At 58.8% G+C, this 20,794-nt stretch carries 21 protein-coding genes, 1 tRNA gene and 1 pseudogene; 14 read left to right on the top strand and 9 right to left on the bottom strand.

Annotated features, from left to right (window positions below; genetic code table 11):
* Window positions 1-8: 8 nt before the first annotated feature.
* From BZL43_RS21780 to BZL43_RS21770, 3 genes are read left to right on the top strand one after another with little or no spacing between them, the layout of a single operon-like run.
* Window positions 9-1,301, top strand: coding sequence for a murein hydrolase activator EnvC (locus tag BZL43_RS21780; protein ID WP_095634207.1), 1,293 nt, complete (start codon window positions 9-11; stop codon window positions 1,299-1,301).
* A 34-nt stretch (window positions 1,302-1,335) separates the two neighbouring features.
* Window positions 1,336-2,655: a S41 family peptidase gene (locus BZL43_RS21775; RefSeq protein ID WP_095634206.1), complete on the top strand. Its 1,320-nt coding sequence runs from the start codon at window positions 1,336-1,338 to the stop codon at window positions 2,653-2,655.
* A gap of 1 nt (window position 2,656) precedes the next feature.
* The gene (locus BZL43_RS21770; protein WP_095634205.1) at window positions 2,657-3,439 is read left to right on the top strand and encodes a divergent polysaccharide deacetylase family protein; all 783 of its coding nucleotides are present in this window, start codon (window positions 2,657-2,659) and stop codon (window positions 3,437-3,439) included.
* A gap of 129 nt (window positions 3,440-3,568) precedes the next feature.
* Here the strand turns inward: BZL43_RS21770 and BZL43_RS21765 are convergent, their stop codons facing one another.
* The 7 genes from BZL43_RS21765 to BZL43_RS21735 form a co-directional block, all read right to left on the bottom strand.
* A complete protein-coding gene (locus BZL43_RS21765) occupies window positions 3,569-4,324 on the bottom strand; it encodes an ABC transporter substrate-binding protein (protein WP_095634204.1) in 756 nt (251 codons plus the stop codon).
* A gap of 68 nt (window positions 4,325-4,392) precedes the next feature.
* Window positions 4,393-5,163, bottom strand: coding sequence for an imidazole glycerol phosphate synthase subunit HisF (gene hisF / locus BZL43_RS21760; protein WP_007897430.1), 771 nt, complete (start codon window positions 5,161-5,163; stop codon window positions 4,393-4,395).
* Between the two features lie 92 nt (window positions 5,164-5,255).
* Window positions 5,256-6,005, bottom strand: a complete 750-nt coding sequence (gene hisA / locus BZL43_RS21755; RefSeq protein ID WP_095634203.1) for a 1-(5-phosphoribosyl)-5-[(5-phosphoribosylamino)methylideneamino]imidazole-4-carboxamide isomerase — start codon at window positions 6,003-6,005, stop codon at window positions 5,256-5,258.
* 99 nt (window positions 6,006-6,104) lie between these two features.
* Window positions 6,105-6,362, bottom strand: coding sequence for a DUF2164 domain-containing protein (locus BZL43_RS21750; RefSeq protein ID WP_095634202.1), 258 nt, complete (start codon window positions 6,360-6,362; stop codon window positions 6,105-6,107).
* Window positions 6,363-7,001 carry an imidazole glycerol phosphate synthase subunit HisH gene (gene hisH / locus BZL43_RS21745; protein WP_018929214.1) on the bottom strand — a complete coding sequence of 213 codons (639 nt, stop codon included), beginning with the start codon at window positions 6,999-7,001 and terminating at the stop codon, window positions 6,363-6,365. It abuts the gene before it with no gap.
* Window positions 7,001-7,594, bottom strand: a complete 594-nt coding sequence (gene hisB, locus BZL43_RS21740; RefSeq protein ID WP_007939452.1) for an imidazoleglycerol-phosphate dehydratase HisB — start codon at window positions 7,592-7,594, stop codon at window positions 7,001-7,003. The genes hisH and hisB overlap by 1 nt, the downstream gene beginning before the upstream one ends.
* A gap of 252 nt (window positions 7,595-7,846) precedes the next feature.
* A complete protein-coding gene (locus BZL43_RS21735; RefSeq protein ID WP_095634201.1) occupies window positions 7,847-9,508 on the bottom strand; it encodes an OFA family MFS transporter in 1,662 nt (553 codons plus the stop codon).
* Between the two features lie 257 nt (window positions 9,509-9,765).
* On the opposite strand from BZL43_RS21735, the gene BZL43_RS21730 reads away from it, so the two are divergent.
* The 5 genes from BZL43_RS21730 to BZL43_RS21710 all read left to right on the top strand — a co-directional run bounded on the left by BZL43_RS21730 (window position 9,766) and on the right by BZL43_RS21710 (window position 13,994).
* A complete protein-coding gene (locus tag BZL43_RS21730; RefSeq protein WP_095634200.1) occupies window positions 9,766-10,170 on the top strand; it encodes an acetyl-CoA sensor PanZ family protein in 405 nt (134 codons plus the stop codon).
* Window positions 10,171-10,247: 77 nt separating this feature from the next.
* The gene (locus BZL43_RS21725) at window positions 10,248-12,482 is read left to right on the top strand and encodes an AsmA family protein (RefSeq protein WP_095634199.1); all 2,235 of its coding nucleotides are present in this window, start codon (window positions 10,248-10,250) and stop codon (window positions 12,480-12,482) included.
* Window positions 12,479-13,546, top strand: a complete 1,068-nt coding sequence (gene mutY / locus BZL43_RS21720) for an A/G-specific adenine glycosylase (protein ID WP_095634198.1) — start codon at window positions 12,479-12,481, stop codon at window positions 13,544-13,546. The genes BZL43_RS21725 and mutY overlap by 4 nt, the downstream gene beginning before the upstream one ends.
* A complete protein-coding gene (locus tag BZL43_RS21715; RefSeq protein WP_007897448.1) occupies window positions 13,543-13,815 on the top strand; it encodes an oxidative damage protection protein in 273 nt (90 codons plus the stop codon). Before mutY ends, BZL43_RS21715 begins: the two co-directional genes overlap by 4 nt.
* A gap of 103 nt (window positions 13,816-13,918) precedes the next feature.
* A tRNA-Phe gene (locus BZL43_RS21710) sits at window positions 13,919-13,994 on the top strand.
* Between the two features lie 85 nt (window positions 13,995-14,079).
* Here the strand turns inward: BZL43_RS21710 and BZL43_RS21705 are convergent.
* Entirely contained in the window at window positions 14,080-14,529 is a 450-nt protein-coding gene (locus BZL43_RS21705) for a hypothetical protein (RefSeq protein WP_095634197.1), read from the bottom strand.
* Window positions 14,530-14,792: 263 nt separating this feature from the next.
* On the opposite strand from BZL43_RS21705, the gene BZL43_RS21700 reads away from it, so the two are divergent.
* The 4 genes and pseudogenes from BZL43_RS21700 to BZL43_RS21685 all read left to right on the top strand — a co-directional run bounded on the left by BZL43_RS21700 (window position 14,793) and on the right by BZL43_RS21685 (window position 17,029).
* On the top strand, window positions 14,793-15,851 hold the full coding sequence (locus tag BZL43_RS21700; protein WP_095634196.1) for a YhcG family protein: 1,059 nt from the start codon (window positions 14,793-14,795) through the stop codon (window positions 15,849-15,851).
* A 58-nt stretch (window positions 15,852-15,909) separates the two neighbouring features.
* Window positions 15,910-16,116, top strand: a pseudogene (locus tag BZL43_RS28635) (alpha/beta hydrolase); the annotation flags it as partial.
* A 37-nt stretch (window positions 16,117-16,153) separates the two neighbouring features.
* Window positions 16,154-16,570, top strand: coding sequence for a hypothetical protein (locus tag BZL43_RS21690; RefSeq protein ID WP_095634195.1), 417 nt, complete (start codon window positions 16,154-16,156; stop codon window positions 16,568-16,570).
* Window positions 16,571-16,576: 6 nt separating this feature from the next.
* A complete protein-coding gene (locus tag BZL43_RS21685) occupies window positions 16,577-17,029 on the top strand; it encodes a hypothetical protein (RefSeq protein ID WP_095634194.1) in 453 nt (150 codons plus the stop codon).
* Window positions 17,030-17,260: 231 nt separating this feature from the next.
* Here the strand turns inward: BZL43_RS21685 and gabP are convergent, their stop codons facing one another.
* Window positions 17,261-18,655 (bottom strand): GABA permease, encoded by a 1,395-nt coding sequence (gene gabP, locus BZL43_RS21680; RefSeq protein WP_095634193.1) that lies wholly within the window; start codon window positions 18,653-18,655, stop codon window positions 17,261-17,263.
* A 542-nt stretch (window positions 18,656-19,197) separates the two neighbouring features.
* On the opposite strand from gabP, the gene BZL43_RS21675 reads away from it, so the two are divergent.
* Together BZL43_RS21675 and BZL43_RS21670 are read left to right on the top strand one after the other, a co-directional pair.
* A complete protein-coding gene (locus tag BZL43_RS21675) occupies window positions 19,198-19,971 on the top strand; it encodes an ABC transporter ATP-binding protein (protein WP_095634192.1) in 774 nt (257 codons plus the stop codon).
* Between the two features lie 13 nt (window positions 19,972-19,984).
* Window positions 19,985-20,731, top strand: coding sequence for an ABC transporter substrate-binding protein (locus BZL43_RS21670; RefSeq protein ID WP_095634191.1), 747 nt, complete (start codon window positions 19,985-19,987; stop codon window positions 20,729-20,731).
* The last annotated feature ends 63 nt before the right edge of the window (window positions 20,732-20,794 follow it).

Raw genomic sequence — 20,794 nt, 5'->3', positions numbered from 1 at the left:
CCGCCTCTATGCTTCGCGTCCTGATAGCCCTTGCCCTGACTTGCCTGCTTCAACCGGCCTTCGCCGACGAGCGCACGCAAACCCAACAACAGTTGGACGCCACGCGTCAGGACATTGCCGAGCTGAAAAAATTGCTGGGTAAACTCCAGGAAGAAAAATCCGGGGTGCAGAAAGACCTCAAGGGCACCGAAACCGAGATGGGCAAGCTCGAGAAGCAGGTCGAAGCCCTGCAAAAAGAGCTGCAGAAAAGCGAATCCGAGCTGCAGCGACTCGATGCCGAGAAAAAAAAACTCCAGAGCGCGCGCATTGAACAGCAGCGACTGATCGCCATCCAGGCCCGCGCGGCCTATCAGAATGGGCGTCAGGAATACCTCAAGCTGCTGCTCAACCAGCAGAACCCGGAAAAATTCGCGCGCACCCTCACCTATTACGATTATCTGAGCCAGGCCCGCCTGGAGCAGCTGAAGAATTTCAACGAAACCCTGCGCCAACTGGCCAATGTCGAAAAAGACATCGCCATGCAGCAGGCGCAACTGCTGGTACAGAAAAGCAGCCTCGACAGCCAGCGCGACGAACTGGACAAGGTCCGCAAGGAGCGCCAGCAAGTCCTGGCCAAACTCAGCCAAGACATGAAGGCCCGCGATCAGAAACTGGCGGCGCGCGAGCAGGATCAGGCGGATCTGTCTAAAGTCCTTAAAACCATTGAAGAAACCCTGGCTCGTCAGGCCCGAGAGGCAGAGGAGGCGCGGCAAAAAGCGCTGATCGCCCAGCAGGAAGCGGAAAAAAAGCGTTTACGTGAGGCTCAGGCTGAAGCAGATGCTACTGACGCCCCACGCAAAACCGTTAAATCAACACCCGGCGCATTGGTTTCCAGTTCAGGCGAAACCTTTGGCGGCCCCTTTGCTTCCACCCGCGGCAAACTTCCATGGCCGGTTGATGGTCGACTGCTGGCGCGCTTCGGTGAAAGCCGTGGCGACGATGCCCGAACCAAATGGGATGGCGTAATGATCAGTGCCTCCGCCGGCAGCCAGGTGCATGCCGTTCACGGTGGCCGCGTGGTGTTTGCCGATTGGTTGCGAGGCGCCGGGTTGCTGGTGATCCTCGACCATGGCAACGGTTTCTTGAGTCTTTATGGTCACAACCAGACGCTGCTCAAATCGGCGGGTGACGTGGTAAAAGCCGGTGAGTCCATCTCCACTGTCGGTAACAGTGGTGGACAGGACACTCCAGCACTGTATTTCGCTATTCGTCAGCAGGGTCACCCAAGTGATCCGGCGCAATGGTGTCGCGCGCAAGGATAGGCGTTGAGTCACCTACATTAGGAGTTCGTTCGACATGCTGTATTTGTCTCGCCTTACCTCGCTGGCCCTGACGATCGCCTTGGTGATCGGTGCGCCGTTGGCGTTTGCCGCTGAGCCTGCCCCGGCGATCGCACCTGCAGGCACTGCTGCGACCACCAAGGCGCCATTGCCGCTGGACGAGTTGCGCACCTTTGCTGAAGTCATGGACCGGATCAAGGCAGCCTATGTAGAACCGGTGGACGACAAGACCCTGCTGGAAAACGCCATCAAAGGCATGCTCAGCAACCTCGACCCGCACTCCGCCTACCTTGGCCCGGAAGATTTCGCTGAGTTGCAGGAAAGCACCAGCGGCGAATTCGGCGGCCTGGGTATCGAAGTTGGCGCCGAAGACGGTTTCATCAAAGTGGTTTCGCCCATCGATGACACCCCGGCCTCCAAGGCGGGCATTCAGGCTGGCGACTTCATCGTCAAGATCAACGGCCAGCCGACTCGCGGCCAGAGCATGACCGAGGCCATCGACAAGATGCGCGGCAAGATCGGCCAGAAGATCACCCTGACCCTGGTACGCGACGGCGGTGCGCCGTTCGATGTGACCCTGGTCCGCGCCATCATTCAAGTGAAGAGCGTCAAGAGCCAGTTGCTGGAATCCGGCTATGGCTACATCCGCATCACCCAGTTCCAGGTCAAGACCGGCGAAGAGGTCTCCAAGGCCCTGGCCAAGCTGCGCAAAGACAACGGCAAGAAACTCAGCGGTATCATCCTCGACCTGCGTAACAACCCGGGCGGCGTGCTGCAATCGGCGGTGGAAGTGGTCGACCATTTCATCACCAAAGGCCTGATCGTCTACACCAAGGGCCGTATCGCCAACTCCGAGTTGCGCTTCTCCGCCACCGGCAAGGACGAAAGCGAAGCCGTGCCAATGGTCGTGCTGATCAACGGCGGCAGCGCCTCGGCCTCGGAAATTGTTGCCGGCGCCCTGCAAGATCAGAAACGCGCCGTGGTCATGGGCACCGCCAGTTTTGGCAAAGGCTCGGTGCAGACTGTGTTGCCGCTGAACAACGAGCGCGCACTGAAAATCACCACGGCGCTGTATTACACGCCGAACGGCCGCTCGATTCAGGCTCAGGGCATCGTCCCGGACATCGAAGTGCGCAGGGCCAAGATCACCAACGAGCAGGACGGTGAATACTTCAAAGAGGCCGATCTGCAAGGTCACCTGGGCAATGGCAACGGCGGCGCCGATAAACCGACCGGTTCCGGTGGCAAGCCCAAGGCCATGCCGCAGGATGACGATTACCAGTTGGCCCAGGCCCTGAGCCTGCTCAAAGGACTGAGCATCACGTCTGGCCGCTGAGGTGCGTCTGCGGTTGCTCTTCGGCCTGCTGTGTTGTCTGGCGGGCGTCGTTTACGCGGCGCCTGCCACGACGGCGGCCACACCGGCGAAGGTTTATCTGAGCCTGATCATCGATGACCTGGGGCAAAACCTGCCTCAGGATCGCCGCGTGCTGGCGCTGCCCGGCCCGGTCACCGCGGCAATCATGCCCGACACCCCCCACGCCGCCGAGGTCGCCCGCCAAGCCCATCGTGCCGGCAAGATCGTCATGCTGCACATGCCCATGGCCCCGGCCACCGGGCCGTTCGCCTGGCATCCCGAGTTGCCCATCGAAGAACTCGAGAGACGCTTGAACGCGGCGTTCAAGGCTGTGCCATATACCGCGGGTATCAACAACCACATGGGCAGCCGCATGACCGCCCAGCAACCGGCCATGGCCTGGCTGATGGCCGACTTGCAGCGTCGACACAAGTTCTTCGTCGACAGCCGCACCAGTGCACAAACCGTGGCCGCCGCCGAGGCGCAGAAAATCGGTTTGGCGAGCGTTTCGCGGGATGTGTTCCTCGATGACGAACCCACTGAAGCCGCGATTTTCACTCAGCTACAAACGGCTATCAGCCTGGCGCGCAAGCAGGGTTCTGCGGTGATGATCGGGCATCCGTACCCGCAGACATTGGCGGTGCTTGAACGAGAATTGCCCAAGCTCAAGGCTCAGGGCATCGACTGGATCGATATTCAGCAAATGATCAGCGTGCGCGGCAATCGCGCGACGGCGGCACATGGCAAGGATGGGGTTTACCGCTAATTTGCTACACCACAACATCAAGCGAGCCTGCACGCGATGGCGGTGTATCAGGCAACATTGATGCCGACGGGTACGCCCTCATTGCGAGCGGGTGCGCTTCAACATTGGCACAAGGTTGGGCATGGAACGCTACAAATAACGCGACATGATCTCGTCCACCCAGCCTTCCTTGCGCAATTGATCCAGCGCGGCTTGCAGCTTGGCGACAGTTTCGTCCGGTACGTCTTTGTTCAGCGCCAGGTAGAGCTCGGTGCTGTTGAAGCGCAGCACGGTCTTGAGCCCGTTCACGCCTTCCTGGCGCGCCAGGTAGCGGCCTGCCGGGTCACCGGTGGCCCACAGATCGATCTGGCCGTTGACGAGTTTTTTCGCGTTGTCTTGATCCCGCAGCACAACAACCGGTTTCAATCCTTGCTTGGCCAGCGTCTCGGCAATTGCATCGCCCTTGTAGGCGCCGATCTTGTACTTGCGCGCCTGCTCCAGCGACTCGAGGGTGATCTTGCTATCGGCCTTGGCCAGCATGATCCAGTCATCCGGGCCAATAGGGCCGACCCATTTGAAGAGCTTCTCGCGGTCCGGTAACCGCGCCATCACGAACACGCCATAACCGGGTTTTTCCAGGGCGAGTTTGTAGATTCGCTCCCAAGGGAAACGCAGCGTCAGGCTGTAGGTGATGTTGGCGCGCTTGAACATCTCACGGACGATGTCCACGGCGATGCCATTGATGTTCTCGTCCTGAGCGAAGTTCTTGCCATTTTTCGCCATGTTGTACGGCGGGAAGTTTTCCGTCAGCAACACCAGGCCGGGACCGGGGTTTTCGTCGGCGCGAACGCCGTTGATGAACAACAGAGAAGCGCTGGCGAGGACAAGAAGAAGACGTTTAAACATGTCGGGCTACCGGAATCCATGGCGTGCCCAAGAGTGCCTTGAGCCCGCCATGCTGTCCACTGGCCTGTTTAACGCATCACAATGCCGCGATGAGCCATGTAGGCCTTGGCTTCCTGCACGGTGTATTCGCCGAAGTGGAAAATACTCGCCGCCAACACCGCGCTGGCATGGCCTTCGAGGATGCCGTCGGCCAAGTGCTGCAAATTGCCGACACCGCCGGATGCGATCACCGGAATCCCCAGCGCATCGCTGATGGCGCGGGTAACGCCCAGGTCGAAGCCGTTTTTCATACCGTCCTGGTCCATGCTGGTCAGCAGGATTTCGCCGGCACCCAGGCCTTCCATTTTCTTCGCCCACTCAACGGCGTCCAGGCCGGTTGGCTTGCGACCGCCATGGGTGAAAATTTCCCAGCGCGGGGTTTCGCCCGGACCGGATACTTTCTTCGCGTCGATGGCGACCACGATGCACTGCGAACCAAAATGCTGAGCCGCTTCGCCGACGAATTCCGGGTTGAACACTGCTGCGGTGTTGATCGAGACCTTGTCCGCACCGGCATTGAGCAAGTTGCGGATGTCTTGCACGGTGCGCACGCCGCCGCCGACGGTCAGCGGGATGAACACCTGGCTGGCCATGCGTTCGACGGTGTGCAGCGTGGTGTCGCGACCATCAACGCTGGCGGTGATGTCGAGAAAGGTAATCTCGTCGGCACCTTGCTCATCGTAACGACGGGCAATTTCCACCGGGTCGCCGGCGTCGCGAATATTCTCGAACTTGACGCCCTTGACCACCCGGCCGTTATCCACGTCCAGGCAAGGGATGATGCGTTTGGCCAGAGCCATGGGCTTAATCTCCGATTAAGAGTTGCAAGCTTCAAGCTACAAGTTGCAAGTAAAGCGGATCGCGGTCGCGCTTTTAACTTGCGGCTTGCAGCTTACAGCTTGGAGCTGGCCGCGTAGTTATCACAGAAAGCCTGAGCTTCTGCCACATCAAGCGTACCCTCATAAATCGCCCGGCCCGTGATGGCGCCGATGATGCCTGGCGCCTTGGCGTCGAGCAGCGACTTGATGTCACCCAGATTGTGGATACCGCCGGAAGCGATCACCGGGATCTTCGTCGCCGCGGCCAAAGCGGCGGTGTACGAAACGTTGCAGCCCTGCATCATGCCGTCTTTGGCGATGTCGGTATAAACGATTGCGGACACACCGTCGGCTTCGAATTGCCTGGCCAGGTCGATCACCTGAACGGTGCTGATTTCTGCCCAGCCGTCAGTGGCGACAAAACCGTCTTTGGCATCCAGACCGACGATCACTTTGCCCGGAAACGCGCGGCAGGCTTGCGCAACGAAAGCCGGATCTTTCACGGCTTTGGTGCCGATGATCACGTAGCTCACGCCCGCTTTGACGTAGTGTTCAATGGTTTCCAGCGAGCGGATACCGCCGCCGATCTGAATCGGCAGGTTCGGGTAGCGCTTGGCGATGGCGGTGACCACTTCGCCGTTGACCGGCTGGCCTTCGAAAGCACCGTTCAGGTCGACCAGATGCAGACGGCGGCAACCGCCTTCCACCCATTTGGCAGCCATGCTCACCGGGTCATCGGAGAACACCGTGGAATCTTCCATGCGGCCCTGGCGCAGACGAACACAGGCTCCGTCTTTAAGATCGATAGCGGGAATAATTAGCATGCTTTTCCTTCGTCAAAGAGCGGCAAGCTGCAAGCTACAAGCTGCAAGCGAGCGGTGTACCAATTCTTGCAGCTTGAAGCTTGCGGCTTGAAGCTGCCCCTATTCTTTCTCGAGCGCCCACAGGTCGCTTTCGATGCTTTCGAACCTCTCTTTGAGGTGCGTCTGCACATCGAAAATCGCCCTGTTGTAATAGTGCGGGGCAATTTCGCGGGTAAACAGCTCAAGGATTTCAGCCGCTTCGAACGAACCCAGGTCCAGCTCGAAGCGGTCTTCCATGAAGCGTTTGATCTTGTGATTGGCCTCGTTCTCCTGTTCGGGAGTGAGGCTCAGGATCGGCGGCTTCTTCTTGACGGCCATTTACCAGCGACCATCCCACGCAGCGAAGTTCTGCAGCAATTGCAGGCCATGGGTATGGCTCTTCTCCGGGTGGAACTGCACGGCGAAACGTGAGCCATCGGCCAGCGCTGCGGCGAAATCGACACCGTAGTGACCGCTACCCACCACCTGCCGCGCATTGCCGGCAGCGATGTAGTAGCTGTGCACGAAGTAGAAACGCGCCAGGTCCGGAATGTTGTGCCACAGCGGGTGAATCACCGTCTGTTTCACTTCGTTCCAGCCCATGTGCGGCACTTTCAAGTGTTCACCGTCTTCGTGCAAATCCTTGCCGAAGAACTTCACCTGGCCCGGAAACAGGCCGATGCAGTCCACGCCATCATTCTCTTCGCTGCTGTCGAGCAAGGCTTGCATGCCCACGCAGATGCCAAGGAACGGACGGTCCTGGCTGACTTCACGCACCAGCGAATCGAAGCCCAGGCGACGGATCTCCGCCATGCAATCGCGAATCGCGCCAACACCGGGAAATACCACCCGGTCGGCTTCGCGGATCACATCGGCATCGCTGGTGATCAGCACCTTGCCGGCACCGACGTGCTCGAGGGCCTTGGCCACCGAGTGCAGATTGCCCATGCCGTAATCGATAACCGCGACCGTCTGCATTACAGAACGCCTTTGGTCGACGGCATCTGACCGGCCATGCGGTCATCCAGCTCCACGGCCATGCGCAGGGCGCGGCCGAAAGCCTTGAACACGGTTTCGATCTGGTGGTGGGTGTTGTGCCCACGCAGATTGTCGATGTGCAGGGTGACGTTGGCGTGGTTGACGAAGCCCTGGAAAAACTCCTGGAACAGGTCAACGTCGAAGCCGCCGACGGTCGCGCGGGTATAAGGAACATGCATCTGCAGGCCAGGACGGCCGGAGAAGTCGATCACCACACGCGACAGCGCTTCATCGAGCGGCACATAGGCGTGGCCATAGCGACGGATGCCTTTCTTGTCGCCGATGGCTTTGGTGAAGGCTTGACCCAGCGTGATACCGACGTCTTCCACCGTGTGGTGGTCGTCGATATGCAGGTCGCCCTTGCTGACAATATCCAGGTCGATCAGCCCGTGACGGGCGATCTGGTCCAGCATGTGCTCAAGAAAAGGTACACCGATATCGAATCGGGCCTTTCCGGTGCCATCCAGGTTGATCGAGGCTTTGATCTGGGTTTCCAGAGTGTCGCGCTCGACAGACGCCATACGTTCGGCCATCACCAGCTCCGCAAAAATCATTGGGGCGAAAAAGGCAGCCATTATAGGGTCGCGGGCGCTAAACAGAAACACGAGAGGTGATATCACTGACGGAGTGAATCCCCTGCTGTCGGGGATATACTTGTAAAGACATGTAGGAGCGAGGCTTGCCCGCGAAGGCGATATACCAGACAGACCGCATTATCGTTCTTCGCGAGCAAGCTTCGCTCCTACAGGGATTGCAGCGCGCCCGAGATCTCGGGCGCGAGGTTATTAATGGAACAACACCGCCGTCTTCTGCAGCGTCACCCAAACACCCCACGCCAACGGAATCCCCACCACCAGCCATGCCGCCACCGCCAATGGCTTGGTGCCCGCATCCGCTTTCCACTCCAGCACGGTGCTGGCGTCAGCACCTTTGTCATGGCCCAGCGCCTGTTCGGCCGCCAGTTCAGCGTCGGTCATGAAGTACTTGTCGGCCACCGGGCGCACCAGCAGATTGCAGATGAAACCCAGCACCAGCAGGCCCGCAAGGATGTACAGGGTGATGTCGTAAGCCGCAGCGCGCTCAACGCCCAGGCTCAGCTGATATTCACGCAGGTAGTTCACCAACACCGGCCCCAACACACCGGCCGCCGCCCACGCTGTCAGCAAACGACCGTGGATCGCACCGACCATTTGCGTTCCGAACAGGTCCGCCAGGTACGCTGGCACCGTCGCAAAACCGCCGCCGTACATCGACAGGATGATGCAGAACGCCGCCACGAACAGCGCGACGTTGCCCAGATGACCGAGGTTCGGGATCAGCGCGTACAGCGCGAAACCGAGGGCGAAGAACACGAAATAAGTATTTTTACGACCCAGGTAATCCGAGAACGAAGCCCAGAAGAACCGGCCACCAATGTTGAACAGGCTCAGCAAACCGGTGAAACCGGCCGCAATCGCTGCGATCGAGGCCAGTTGCCCGGCGTCCAGCTGACCAAACGTCTGGTCGGTGCCGAGCAATTTACCGGCGAAGACTTCCTGCAACAGCGGCGAAGCCATGCCGAGGATGCCGATACCCGCCGAAACGTTCAGGCACAGCACCAGCCACACCAGACGAAATTGCGGGGTTTTCCACGCCACATTCACATGGACATGACGGTGGGTGATCATCGAGTTCGAAGCTTTTTTCGCCGGCGCAGTCCAGCCTTCAGGCTTCCAGCCGGTTGGCGGAACGCGGTAAGACAGCGCGCCACCGATCATGAACACGAAATAAATCGCGGCCATTACCAGGAAGCTCTGCCATACGCCCACGCTGGTTGGCGAAGCGAAGTGCCCCATCAACGCCGCAGCCAGGGGAGCGCCGACCATCGCGCCACCACCGAAGCCCATGATCGCCATGCCGGTCGCCATGCCGCGCTTGTCCGGGAACCACTTGATCAGGGTCGAGACTGGCGAGATGTAACCCAGGCCCAGGCCGATACCGCCAATGACCCCGGAGCCGATCCACATCAGCCAGATCTGGTGGGTATAGACCCCCAGCGCCGAAATCAGCAGACCGCCACACCAGCACAATGCCGACACCACACCGGCCTTGCGTGGCCCTGCGTGTTCCAGCCAGCCGCCCCAGATCGCAGCCGAGCAGCCGAGAAAGATGAAGAACAGGGTGTAGATCCAGCCGAGCATCGAAATCGGCCAGTCGCATTGAGACGAAAAGACCTGTGCGATGAAGCTCATGTCCGGCGCGCAAGTCACAGCCTTGGTGACGCCCAGGGCTTTGGACAGCGGCAGCCAGAACACCGAAAAACCATAGGCCATGCCAATGCACAGGTGGATGGCCAGTGCGGCGGGTGGTACCAGCCAACGGTTGAATCCGGGCCTGGCGATGATGCGCTCCTTGGACAGGAACGCGGGCTGGTCGGCAAAGCCGTCCGCCGTGATGCTCGTAGTCATGGTGTTTCCCCCAATTATTAGTATTGTTCGCCAGCCGTTCTTCACCCCCGGCCTTAATGCACGCAGGCATGACTTTTTTTAGGTGAAGCTCCATTCTGGTGCGACATCGCGTCGCAGAAGGGGCAGACGAACGGGCAGAGGTTACCATTTGCAGGTGACAGAAAAACCAAAGTGATATCACCTTTTTCGATGTCGTCTGTTCTCGTACAACCGCAAAAAATAGGTTTCACGCGGATTAACTTTTCAAAGGAAGCGCCATGCCGATCGTTGTCGAGCTGCTGAACGAAGCCACTTATCAGGATCAGCAAGATCTGCAGAAAATCTATCGCGATGCTCCGCACTGGCTGTTTGCACCTTTCACAGGGGATAGGCAGTTGATCGAAGACTGCCTGCGCGACGGTTCGCTGATCGCCGGACGCTTCAACGATCGGCTGCTGGGTGCGGCACGCTTGCAACGGCACCAGGATGTCTGGCATCTGTCCCATTTATGCGTACGAAAAATCACCCGTCGTCGGGGGGTTGCAGAACGCCTGGTGAGCGAGGCGCAAAAAATGGCCTCGACATCGGGCGCAACATTGCGGCTGTTGGCGCCTGCCGGGCACCTCGAAGCTCAAGCGCTGGCGGCTAAGCTGAAGGTAGCGCTGGATGAGCTGCCGAGATGATCGCTGACCGGTCGGCCACTTCGCAGCGCTATACTCCCCGGCTAAATTTCGAATTCGACTAATACAAGGACTCGCCCATGAAAGCGTTCGGCAAAATCCTGGGTCTGGTACTTCTCGGGCTGTTGCTGATCATTGTGGCGCTGGGCTTTGCCCTGACCCACCTCTTCGATCCCAACGACTATAAAGACGAGATTCGCCAGATTGCCCGCGACAAGGCCCACATCGAGCTGACGCTCAATGGCGATATCGGCTGGAGCCTGTTTCCCTGGCTGGGCCTGGAATTGCACGAAGCCAGCGTTGCGACCCTGGCCAAGCCTGCGGAACCGTTCGCCGACTTGCAGATGCTCGGCCTGTCGGTCCGGGTGATTCCGTTGCTGCGCCGCGAAGTGCAGATGAGCGATGTGCGCGTCGAAGGTCTGAACCTGCGCCTCAACCGCGACAAGGATGGCCACGGCAATTGGGAAGACATCGGCAAGGCCCCGGCCTCTGCCTCCCCGAACACTTCGGCCACGCCACCCGCCGCGGCCGGCGAACCTGCGCCAGCGACTACCGCTCAGGCAGAAAAACCGGCCCAGCCGATCCGCCTGGACATCGACAGCCTGACCGTCAACAACGCCCGCGTTGAATACCGAGACGAAAGAACCGGCAAGCAGTTCAGCGCCGAAAGCATCCAGCTGAGCACTGGCCCGGTTCATGACTCGACCAACATCCCGGTCAAGCTCACCGCGTTTCTGGGTACCAACCAACCGGTTCTGCGGGTACGGACCGAGCTGGCCGGCGAGTTGCGTTTCGAGCGTGCGCTGCAGCGCTACAAATTCGAAGACATGAAACTGTCCGGCGAAGTCGCTGGCGATCCATTGCAAGGCAAGACCATGACCTTCGCCGCTCAAGGTCAATTGCTGCTGGACAGGGCCGCTAACGTCGCCGAATGGACCGGCATCAAAATCTCCGCCAACCAGCTGCGCGCCTTGGGTGAATTGAAGGCCAACGACCTGGACAAGACTCCGCAAATCAGCGGCGGCTTGTCGATTGCTCAATTCGATCTGGCGAAATTTATCGACAGCATCGGCCAGAAACTCCCGCCGATGGCCGAAGGCAGCCTGAGCAAAGTCGAGCTGGTAAGCCAGGTTGCCGCCACGCCAACCCGTTTGTCCCTGGACAGCCTCAACCTGAAACTCGACGACAGCACTTTCAGCGGCCGCATCGCTGTCGAGGACTTCGCCAAGCAATCGCTACGAGTGAGCCTCAAGGCTGACACCTTCAACGTCGATCGTTACTTGCCGCCAAAATCCGCCGAAGCCAACAGCGCAAAACAAGTGCGTCAGGCCGAAGTGGCCAACACCGAGAGCGAGGCCATGGCTGGGGCCGGCAGTTCACCGCTGCCACCCTCACCGACCAAAGGCCCGTGGAGCACCGAGCGTCTGCTGCCGGTAGAGCGTCTGAGCAAACTCGACGTGGACGCCGACCTGACCTTCGGCCAGCTGACCCTCGACAAACTGCCGATTCAGAATGCTGCCCTCAAGGCCACAGGCCTTGGCGGCCTGCTGACGCTGGAGAATCTTCGCGGCGACCTGTACGACGGCAACTTCGAAGCCAAAGGGACTCTGGACGTGCGCCAGCAAGTGCCGGCGCTGAACATGCAGACGCGTATCAGCAAAGTGCCTGTAGAAAAAATCCTCGAAAGCCAGGGCAAAAATCCACCGGTCCAAGGCCTGGTTACGCTCGATAGCGCACTGACCAGCAGCGGCAACAGCCAGAGCGTGCTGATCGATAACCTCAACGGCAACGCCAGTTTCGTCATCAACAACGGCGTATTGCTCAATGCCAATCTTGAACAGCAGCTGTGCAAAGGCATCGCCACCCTGAATCGCAAAACCCTCACCGGCGAGCCACGGGGCAAGGACACACCGTTCGAAGAACTCAAGGGCAACCTGACCTTCCACAACGGCGTGGCAAGCAACCCCGACCTGAAAGTGCGCATCCCGGGCATGACCGTCAACGCGAATGGCGACATCGACCTGCGGGTGCTAGGCATGGATTACCGCGTCGGCGTGATCGTCGAAGGCGACAAGAGCGACATGCCGGACCCGGCCTGTCAGGTCAGCGAGCGCTTCGTCGGCATCGAGTGGCCACTGCGCTGCCGTGGTCCGCTGGAACTGGGTGCCAAGGCTTGCCGTCTCGACAACGAACGCATGAAGCAAGTCGCAAGCAAACTGGCTGGCGAGCGGATCAGTGAAAAAATCGACGAGAAGCTTGGCGATAAAGTCAGCCCGGAACTGAAAAACGCGCTCAAGGGACTGTTCAAGCAATGAGAGCCGAGCAGTTTTCAATGGCGGTGCTGAATTGGTACGACCGCCATGGCCGCCATGACTTGCCATGGCAGCAGGGCATCACCCCTTACCGTGTGTGGGTCTCGGAAATCATGTTGCAGCAGACCCAGGTCAGCACTGTGCTGAACTACTTCGACCGTTTCATGGCTTCGTTGCCAACGGTCGAAGCCCTGGCCGCCGCGCCGGAAGACGAAGTGCTGCACCTGTGGACCGGTCTCGGTTACTACACCCGTGCGCGCAACCTGCAAAAGACCGCGAAGATTGTCGTTGCCGAATATGGCGGCGAGTTTCCCCGTGATGTGGAGAAGCTCACCGGGCTGCCGGGTATCGGCCTGTCCACCGCCGGCGCGATTGCCAGCCTGAGCATGGGCCTGCGGGCGCCGATCCTCGATGGCAACGTCAAACGGGTGCTGGCGCGCTTTACCGCACAAGAGGGTTATCCGGGCGAGCCCAAGGTTGCCAGACAGCTGTGGGCCAATGCTGAGCGCTTTACGCCACATGATCGGGTCAATGCCTACACCCAGGCGATGATGGATCTGGGCGCTACGCTCTGTACCCGCAGCAAGCCGAGTTGTCTGCTCTGCCCGCTGGAAAAGGGCTGCGAGGCGCACATGCTTGGCCTGGAAACCCGCTACCCGATCCCCAAGCCGCGTAAAGCCGTGCCGCAGAAGCGCACGCTGATGCCGATGCTCGCCAATGGCGAAGGGGGGATTCTGCTTTACCGTCGCCCTTCCACGGGCCTATGGGGTGGTCTCTGGAGCCTGCCGGAACTCGACGATCTCAACGACTTGCAACATCTGGCTTCGCAGCATTCGCTTGAACTGGGCCACCAACAGGCACTGCCGAGCCTGGTGCACACCTTCAGCCACTTTCAGTTATCCATCGAACCCTGGCTGGTTCAGGTCCAGGAGACCGGCCATCACGTGGCCGAGGCCGACTGGCTCTGGTATAACCTCGCCACCCCGCCGCGCCTGGGCCTTGCCGCCCCGGTCAAAACCTTGCTCGAACGCGCGGCCGCCGTATTGAACGCAGGAGAGTCGTCATGACCCGCACCATCATGTGTCGCAAGTACAAAGAAGAATTGCCAGCCCTGGAGCGCGCTCCATTTCCGGGCGCAAAAGGTCAGGACATTTTTGACCACGTCTCGGCCAAGGCTTGGGCCGACTGGCAGAAACACCAGACCCTGCTCATCAACGAAAAACGCCTGAACATGATGAACGCCGAAGACCGCAAATATCTGCAGGGCGAGATGGACAAGTTCTTTTCCGGCGAGGAATACGCCAAGGCCGAAGGCTACGTTCCGCCGGCGGAATAATCCCGCTTTCTCGGGGGTCGGATCGTAAGCGACGGTAATAATTAAATTTTTTTTGAAAACTTGCTTGACGCCCCCCTGAAAAACCCGTTTAATGCGCCCCGTTGCCCAGATAGCTCAGTCGGTAGAGCAGGGGATTGAAAATCCCCGTGTCGGCGGTTCGATTCCGTCTCTGGGCACCAAATACCGAAAACCCTGAATCGCAAGATTCAGGGTTTTTTTATGCCTGCAATTTGACTCAGGCATCGCGCAAGTCGTTCTCTTCGGCTAGTTTTCACTGCCCCAATGGAAGACCAGATTGCGCGCAGCACCACTTCCTACCTCTGCCGTATCACGCCGCTCTTCACCATGGCGTGTCGCGATGACGGTGTACTTGCCAGGTGGCAGCTGGACGTAAACAAGCGGTCCGGCCTCGCTCAGGGTCAACACGGGCTGCCCTGGGTCTTTCTGAATGACAAGATTCACATCCGGAACATATTTGTTCTCCACGCCGGTAGCGAAGGTCATGTGCAGGTTATAGCCCTGCGTTTGTTGAATGGCTCGAGCCTCATCCTCTCCAATCCCCCCGGACAGGTAAGTAATCCCGTTTTGCTGTTGCTGCTGGACTTGCACGCCTGTGCTGTCGATCGGTTCAAGACTGGCGGCGCTAGGCACGACTGGAAACATCATTACGCCGACGGCGGCAATGGACAGCATGAATGAATGGACGTTCTTCATGATGACGACTCCCGGGTTACGCAGAACCCAATCGTTACTCTTTTTAGATTTGTTACCGAATGTTCAAGTTTTAGATCGATTCAAACTTGGGTTTACTACGAATCGGACTACGCCTTTTGCTCCTTCAACACCCCCTTCGGTCGGCACGGTCCTGCAAACGGATCCGCTATTTCCTTCCGATTTACCAGCCGCGCCCGGCATCGCGGACCATCACGCTTTTGCCATCCTCTTCCGCTCGTTTCCTACAGCCGCGGAAAAATCTCATGAGCTCCCTCAAACCCGGTAACACTCAAGATCCACAGATCACTTCACTGCTCGGCAATCTTGGCGAATTGATCCGTGAAGCGCGTCAGAAAGTGCTGCGAGCGGTCGATACTGTTCAGGTGCAAACCTGTTGGCAGATCGGACGGCATATTGTGGAGTTCGAGCAGGAAGGCGCTCGACGGGCGGTTTATGGCAAGCAGTTGCTATCGACGCTGGCGAAAGTACTGACGGGGCAGTTCGGGAAAGGTTTTGACGAGCGCAATCTTCGCTACATGCGGGATTTCTATCAGACCTTTCCAATTTGGAACGCAGTGCGTTCCGAATTGAGCTGGACCCATTACCGCAGACTGCTACGAGTCGACAATGACAATGCCCGCCACTGGTACATGAACGAATCCGCTCTGCAGAACTGGTCAAGTCGCGCCCTCGAGCGCCAGATCAATACCCTCTATTACGAACGCCTGCTGGCGAGCCGCGACCGGGCTGGCGTCAAACAGGAAGCCGACACCAACATCCAGCAAATGAACGCCAGCCCTCGGGAATTCATTCGTGACCCCGTGCTACTGGAGTTTCTCGGTATGCCTAACGCGGGCCTGATCCAGGAAAGCGAACTTGAACAAGCCTTGATCGATCAACTCCAGGGCTTCCTGCTCGAACTGGGCAAAGGCTTCGCCTTCATCGCTCGCCAGCAACGCATCAGTATCGAGAGCAAAGACTTCTACATCGACCTGGTGTTCTACAACTACCTGCTCAAGTGCTTCGTCATCTTCGACCTCAAACGCGGCGTACTCACCCACCAGGATGTCGGCCAGATGGACATGTACGTGCGCATGTATGACGACCTCAAGCGCGGACCGGAAGATAGCCCCACCGTCGGCCTCATTCTCTGCGCGCAAAAAGATGAATCGGTGGTGCGCTATTCTGTGCTGCAAGGCAACGAACAACTGTTCGCCAGCACCTACAGACTGGTGCTGCCGAGTGAGGAAGAACTTCGTACGGAACTGGATCGGGAATGGGCGGTGCTTGAGGAGCGGCTGCTCAAGCAGAGGCTCCGATAAGCCCGGGTGGATTATTCATAAACGGCGTGAGGACTGTCGTGAGTGGCTAGCCGCAAAGGCCATCGAACGCCTGCTCGGCGACTTCACTGGGAGTACCAACACTCACCTGCGAATCGACCCCGAAGATATCGGCGAAGAAGAAGTCGGACATTTCGCCTTTTTTCGCAGCGCATACCAAGCCACACTATGGCCTATTGCATTGTCCTGGCTGCGAACCAGCGAGCTGGCCCCCGACACACCCGGGCGGCGAGTGCCACGCAGTTGATGGATGCGCCCTCTCAACGAATTACGGAACGACGCCCATGGCCTCCGCCAACAAGCAGAACAAACGCGCTTCCCGCGCCAAAGCCAAGGCCAAGCAGAACCGCACCCAGCGGGCCGCCGCGCCGGTGGAGCTGGACCCGAACGACGATCGCATCGACTTCGAATCGGTGGACCTGACTGACCTGTTCAAAGAAATGATCGACGCGCAGAAGATCAGCCAGCAAGCCATGTGCAGGGCCTTCCTTGAACACCCGCTGCTCGCGTTGGTGCTGGAGCAGGAAGGCGAAGAAACAGCGACAGATTTTATCGTCGCCGCGCTGATCGAGTATCGCCAATGGTCCACCGAAGTGGACGAAGCCGGCGCACTGGCGTGGATCGAATCCCCAGCCTTCCAGGCTGACTACGTGGCGGCGTCCGACGCCATCGCAACCCAAAACCAACAGAAATCGAACTGAGTTCCCATGGCCTCCCTGAACAAGCAACAGAAACGCGCCAAACGCGCCAAGATCAAAGCCAGGCAAATCAATATCCACGGCAGAAAACCCGCCGCGCTGGACGATGACCTGGGCGAACCCGGTGAGCCGATTCCGGAATACACCCTGGCAATGTTCAGCAAAATGCGTGACGCCGAGGCTACCAGCCGCAACGACATGCTGCTGACCCTGCTGTCAGACCTCGCCGAAATCATCAGCGACCATCCAGAACTGCTGGACCTGGAGAACGCCGACAACGAGGCCATGGCCGCCACACACCTGGCCGCTGACATGCTGATCGACTACCGCATGTGGGCCGACGGCATGGACCGCGACGCGGCCCAGGCCTGGCTGACCGACCCACAATTCATCACTGACTTTGGCGATGCGCTGGACAGTTATCGCCAGTCCCTGGATGCCCAGGAAGAAAAGGCCGAGTAAACACCCATCAAGCCGTAACACGACCTGTAGCTGGCGAAGCCTGCGTTCGGCTGCGCAGCAGTCGTGAAGTCAGACGACGCGGTTGATCAGGATGACCTCGCGAGCAGGTTTATACGACTGCCGAACGCAAGCTTCGCCAGCTGCTACAAGTTTTGCGCTGTTGCTTGATTAGAAACAAAAACGGCCGCTTGTCATCACTGACAGCGGCCGTTTGGCCTTACAGGGTACGAATCAGTTCAGTACCACCGCCCCCATCTTCTGCACCTTGCGACGGCGAGCCACTAACAACCCGGCAGTCACTACCAACAGGCTCAGCAAACCGGTCGCGAGAATCTCCGCGCGATGGGCTTCCTGGAACAGCATGATGGTCAGGGCCGCGACAATGAATACGATCACTGCGTAGGTCAGGCCCGGGAACAGCCACATGCTGAAGACGATTTTTTCACCGCGAGCCATACGCTGTTTGCGCATACGCAGTTGCGAAATCGCGATCACCAGATACACCAGCAACGCGATGGCGCCCGAGCTGGCCAGCAAGAATTCGAATACAGCGGCCGGGGCCACGTAGTTGGCGAACACTGCAAGAAACGCAGCTGCGGTCGATAGCATCACGGCCCAGTAAGGTGTGCCGCTGCTGTTGGTGCGCTGGGAAACGGCCGGCGCATCGCCGCGCTTGCCCAACGAGAACATCATGCGCGAAGCAGTGTAGAGCGCCGAGTTCAGGCAACTGGTTACCGCAACCAGAACCACGATATCGACGATCAGCTTGGCATTCGGGATACCCATGCGCTCCAGCACGGTCTGGTAGGAACCCACGCTGGCCAGAACCGGGTCATTCCATGGCACCAGAGCCACGACGATGAAGATCGATACGAGATAGAACAAGCCGATCCGCCAGATCACCGAGTTGGTGGCCTTGGAGATTTGCTTGCCTGGGTTCTTCGACTCCGCAGCCGCGATGGTCACAATCTCGGTGCCCATGAAGGAAAACATGGTGGTCAGGATGGCACCCAGCACCGCGCCCATGCCGTTTGGCAGGAAGCCTTGCGTGTCAAACAAATGCGACACGCCGCTGACCTGGCTGGTCGGCAAGAAGCCGAAGATTGCCAGAATGCCAAGACCGATAAAGCCGATGATCGCTACGACTTTGACCAGGGCAAACCAGAACTCGAACTCACCGTAGTTATTCACGCTGAACAGGTTGGTCACGGTCAGCAGCAAGGTGATCACCAAGGTGAAGGCCCAGATCGCCACACCCGGGAACCAGGCATGCAGAATGGTCGCGGCAGCGATAGCCTCCAGCGGGATGACCAAAACCCAGAACCACCAGTAGAGCCAGCCGATGGTGAAACCGGCCCAGTGACCGATCGCGCGATCGGCGTACGTGGAGAAGGAACCTGTGTCTGGCGATGCAACGGCCATCTCGCCGAGCATTCGCATGACCAGAACCACGAGGGCACCGGCGGCCGCGTAAGCCAACAGCACGGCCGGGCCGGCAGCGGCAATGGCGTGGCCGGAGCCCACAAACAGGCCGGCGCCGATAACCCCGGCAATCGACAGCATGGTCACATGACGCGGTTTTAGCCCTTGTTCAAGGCCATTGGAGGAGCTTTGGCTACTACTCATTAAGACTACCTTTGCAAGGAAAGCGATGACGTCGCCCGCCTGACTCGTAAAAATAATCCAACAGGGCGTTTCTTATTCTGCACGCAATATTTGCGCCAAAATGTTTCGCACGCCCATTACACGGGGCCTGCACGCTGGTCGGGCAGTTATCGCAAGTCATTGAGATCAATAGCATTTCGCCACAGCGTTACTCTGCCACCCACTTCAGTAACGAATCTGCGCACTAGAAACACATCAAGAAATACAGGCACGCACAATAAAAGTGCAGATCAGGAACGTTTGTCCGGTTGGCGCTTCCAACACCCCGTCAAAGCTGGCAACATCGCGCCTTTTTTTACGCGACAGCCACGTCCGAGCGCGTTCAAACGGCTGTTCGGTTGTTGATAGGGCGACAGTCTGCTGTGCCGATGCGACAACCTGCCACATGCCACCCGTTTACCGTCCGTAGCGCTGTTGGCTGCCATTCGAACGCTATGCTAGCTTGGCCGCCTCGCCAGGAAGGCCGCCAATAGCAGGAGCGCAAAACACTATGAGGAACGCACATGGCTGAGGCCACGCCCGCGCTTGAAATCCGCAACTTGCACAAACGCTACGGACAGCTTGAGGTGCTCAAAGGCATCTCGCTGACCGCCCGCGACGGCGATGTGATCTCGATCCTGGGTTCCTCCGGTTCCGGCAAGTCCACATTCCTGCGTTGCATTAACCTGCTGGAAAACCCGCACCAGGGCCAGATCCTGGTCGCCGGCGAAGAACTCAAGCTCAAAGCCGCCAAGAACGGCGAACTGGTCGCTGCCGATGGCAAGCAGATCAATCGCCTGCGCAGCGAGATTGGTTTTGTATTTCAGAACTTTAATCTCTGGCCGCACATGAGCGTGCTCGACAACATCATCGAAGCCCCGCGCCGCGTGCTCGGCCAAAGTAAGGCCGAAGCCATTGAAGTCGCCGAAGCCTTGCTGGCCAAGGTCGGTATCGCTGACAAGCGCCACGCCTACCCGTCGCAACTCTCCGGCGGCCAGCAGCAACGCGCGGCCATCGCCCGCACCCTGGCGATGCAGCCCAAAGTCATTCTGTTCGACGAACCCACCTCCGCCCTTGACCCGGAAATGGTCCAGGAAGTACTTAATGTCATCCGCGCATTGGCCGAAGAAGGCCGCACCATGCTGCTTGTGACCCATGAAATGGGCTTTGCCCGTCAGGTGTCCAGCGAAGTGGTGTTCCTTCACCAAGGCCTGGTCGAAGAACAAGGATCGCCGCAGCAGGTGTTTGAAAACCCGCTTTCGGCACGCTGCAAACAATTCATGTCCAGCAACCGCTAACGGAGCTACCCGCATGCAGAACTACAAAAAAATCTTCCTGGCCGCTGCTGTCACTCTGGCCTTCAGCGCCGGTGCCGCCGCCGAGACCTTGAAGATGGGCATCGAAGCGGCCTACCCGCCGTTCAATAACAAAGATGCCAGTGGCAATGTCGTCGGCTTCGACAAAGAAATCGGTGACGCCCTGTGCGCCAAGATGAAAGTCGAGTGCACCGTGGTCACGTCCGACTGGGACGGCATCATCCCGGCCCTGAACGCCAAGAAGTTCGACTTCCTGATCTCCTCGATGTCGATCACTGACGAACGCAAGCAAGCGGTGGACTTCACCGCCCCGTACTACTCCAACAAGCTGCAGTTCATCGCACCGAAAAACGTCGACTTCAAAACCGACAAGGAGTCGTTGCAGGGCAAAGTGATCGGCGCCCAACGCGCGACCCTGGCCGGCACCTGGCTGGAAGACAACATGGAAGGTGTCGAAATCAAACTCTACGACACCCAGGAAAACGCCTACCTGGACCTGACTTCGGGACGTCTGGACGCCATCCTCGCCGACAAGTACGTCAACTACGAATGGCTCAAAAGCGACGCCGGCCGGGCTTACGAATTCAAGGGCGACCCGGTTGAAGAAAGCGACAAGATCGGTATCGCTGTGCGCAAGAACGACCCGATTCGCGAAAAGCTGGACAATGCGCTGAAAGAAATCGTCGCTGATGGCACCTACAAAAAGATCAACGACAAGTACTTCCCGTTCAGCATCTATTGATGCTGACCTGCCTGGCCGACGCCGTTCTGTGACGGTGTCGGTCCTTCGCCTTGCCTGCCGCGA

Source organism: Pseudomonas sp. PICF141, assembly GCF_002286815.1.
Classification (GTDB): domain Bacteria; phylum Pseudomonadota; class Gammaproteobacteria; order Pseudomonadales; family Pseudomonadaceae; genus Aquipseudomonas.
The sequence above is the reverse complement of the archived record's forward strand: the minus strand, read 5'-3'. Positions and strand labels throughout refer to the sequence as shown.

Coding starts and splice junctions, on each gene's coding strand:
- BZL43_RS21780 (WP_095634207.1), top strand. CDS start 9: ATGCTTCGCGTCCTGATAGCCCTTGCCCTGACTTGCCTGCTTCAACCG.
- BZL43_RS21775 (WP_095634206.1), top strand. CDS start 1,336: ATGCTGTATTTGTCTCGCCTTACCTCGCTGGCCCTGACGATCGCCTTG.
- BZL43_RS21765 (WP_095634204.1), bottom strand. CDS start 4,324: ATGTTTAAACGTCTTCTTCTTGTCCTCGCCAGCGCTTCTCTGTTGTTC.
- hisF (WP_007897430.1), bottom strand. CDS start 5,163: ATGGCTCTGGCCAAACGCATCATCCCTTGCCTGGACGTGGATAACGGC.
- hisA (WP_095634203.1), bottom strand. CDS start 6,005: ATGCTAATTATTCCCGCTATCGATCTTAAAGACGGAGCCTGTGTTCGT.
- BZL43_RS21750 (WP_095634202.1), bottom strand. CDS start 6,362: ATGGCCGTCAAGAAGAAGCCGCCGATCCTGAGCCTCACTCCCGAACAG.
- hisH (WP_018929214.1), bottom strand. CDS start 7,001: ATGCAGACGGTCGCGGTTATCGATTACGGCATGGGCAATCTGCACTCG.
- hisB (WP_007939452.1), bottom strand. CDS start 7,594: ATGGCCGAACGTATGGCGTCTGTCGAGCGCGACACTCTGGAAACCCAG.
- BZL43_RS21735 (WP_095634201.1), bottom strand. CDS start 9,508: ATGACTACGAGCATCACGGCGGACGGCTTTGCCGACCAGCCCGCGTTC.
- BZL43_RS21730 (WP_095634200.1), top strand. CDS start 9,766: ATGCCGATCGTTGTCGAGCTGCTGAACGAAGCCACTTATCAGGATCAG.
- BZL43_RS21725 (WP_095634199.1), top strand. CDS start 10,248: ATGAAAGCGTTCGGCAAAATCCTGGGTCTGGTACTTCTCGGGCTGTTG.
- mutY (WP_095634198.1), top strand. CDS start 12,479: ATGAGAGCCGAGCAGTTTTCAATGGCGGTGCTGAATTGGTACGACCGC.
- BZL43_RS21715 (WP_007897448.1), top strand. CDS start 13,543: ATGACCCGCACCATCATGTGTCGCAAGTACAAAGAAGAATTGCCAGCC.
- BZL43_RS21705 (WP_095634197.1), bottom strand. CDS start 14,529: ATGAAGAACGTCCATTCATTCATGCTGTCCATTGCCGCCGTCGGCGTA.
- BZL43_RS21700 (WP_095634196.1), top strand. CDS start 14,793: ATGAGCTCCCTCAAACCCGGTAACACTCAAGATCCACAGATCACTTCA.
- BZL43_RS21690 (WP_095634195.1), top strand. CDS start 16,154: ATGGCCTCCGCCAACAAGCAGAACAAACGCGCTTCCCGCGCCAAAGCC.
- BZL43_RS21685 (WP_095634194.1), top strand. CDS start 16,577: ATGGCCTCCCTGAACAAGCAACAGAAACGCGCCAAACGCGCCAAGATC.
- gabP (WP_095634193.1), bottom strand. CDS start 18,655: ATGAGTAGTAGCCAAAGCTCCTCCAATGGCCTTGAACAAGGGCTAAAA.
- BZL43_RS21675 (WP_095634192.1), top strand. CDS start 19,198: ATGGCTGAGGCCACGCCCGCGCTTGAAATCCGCAACTTGCACAAACGC.
- BZL43_RS21670 (WP_095634191.1), top strand. CDS start 19,985: ATGCAGAACTACAAAAAAATCTTCCTGGCCGCTGCTGTCACTCTGGCC.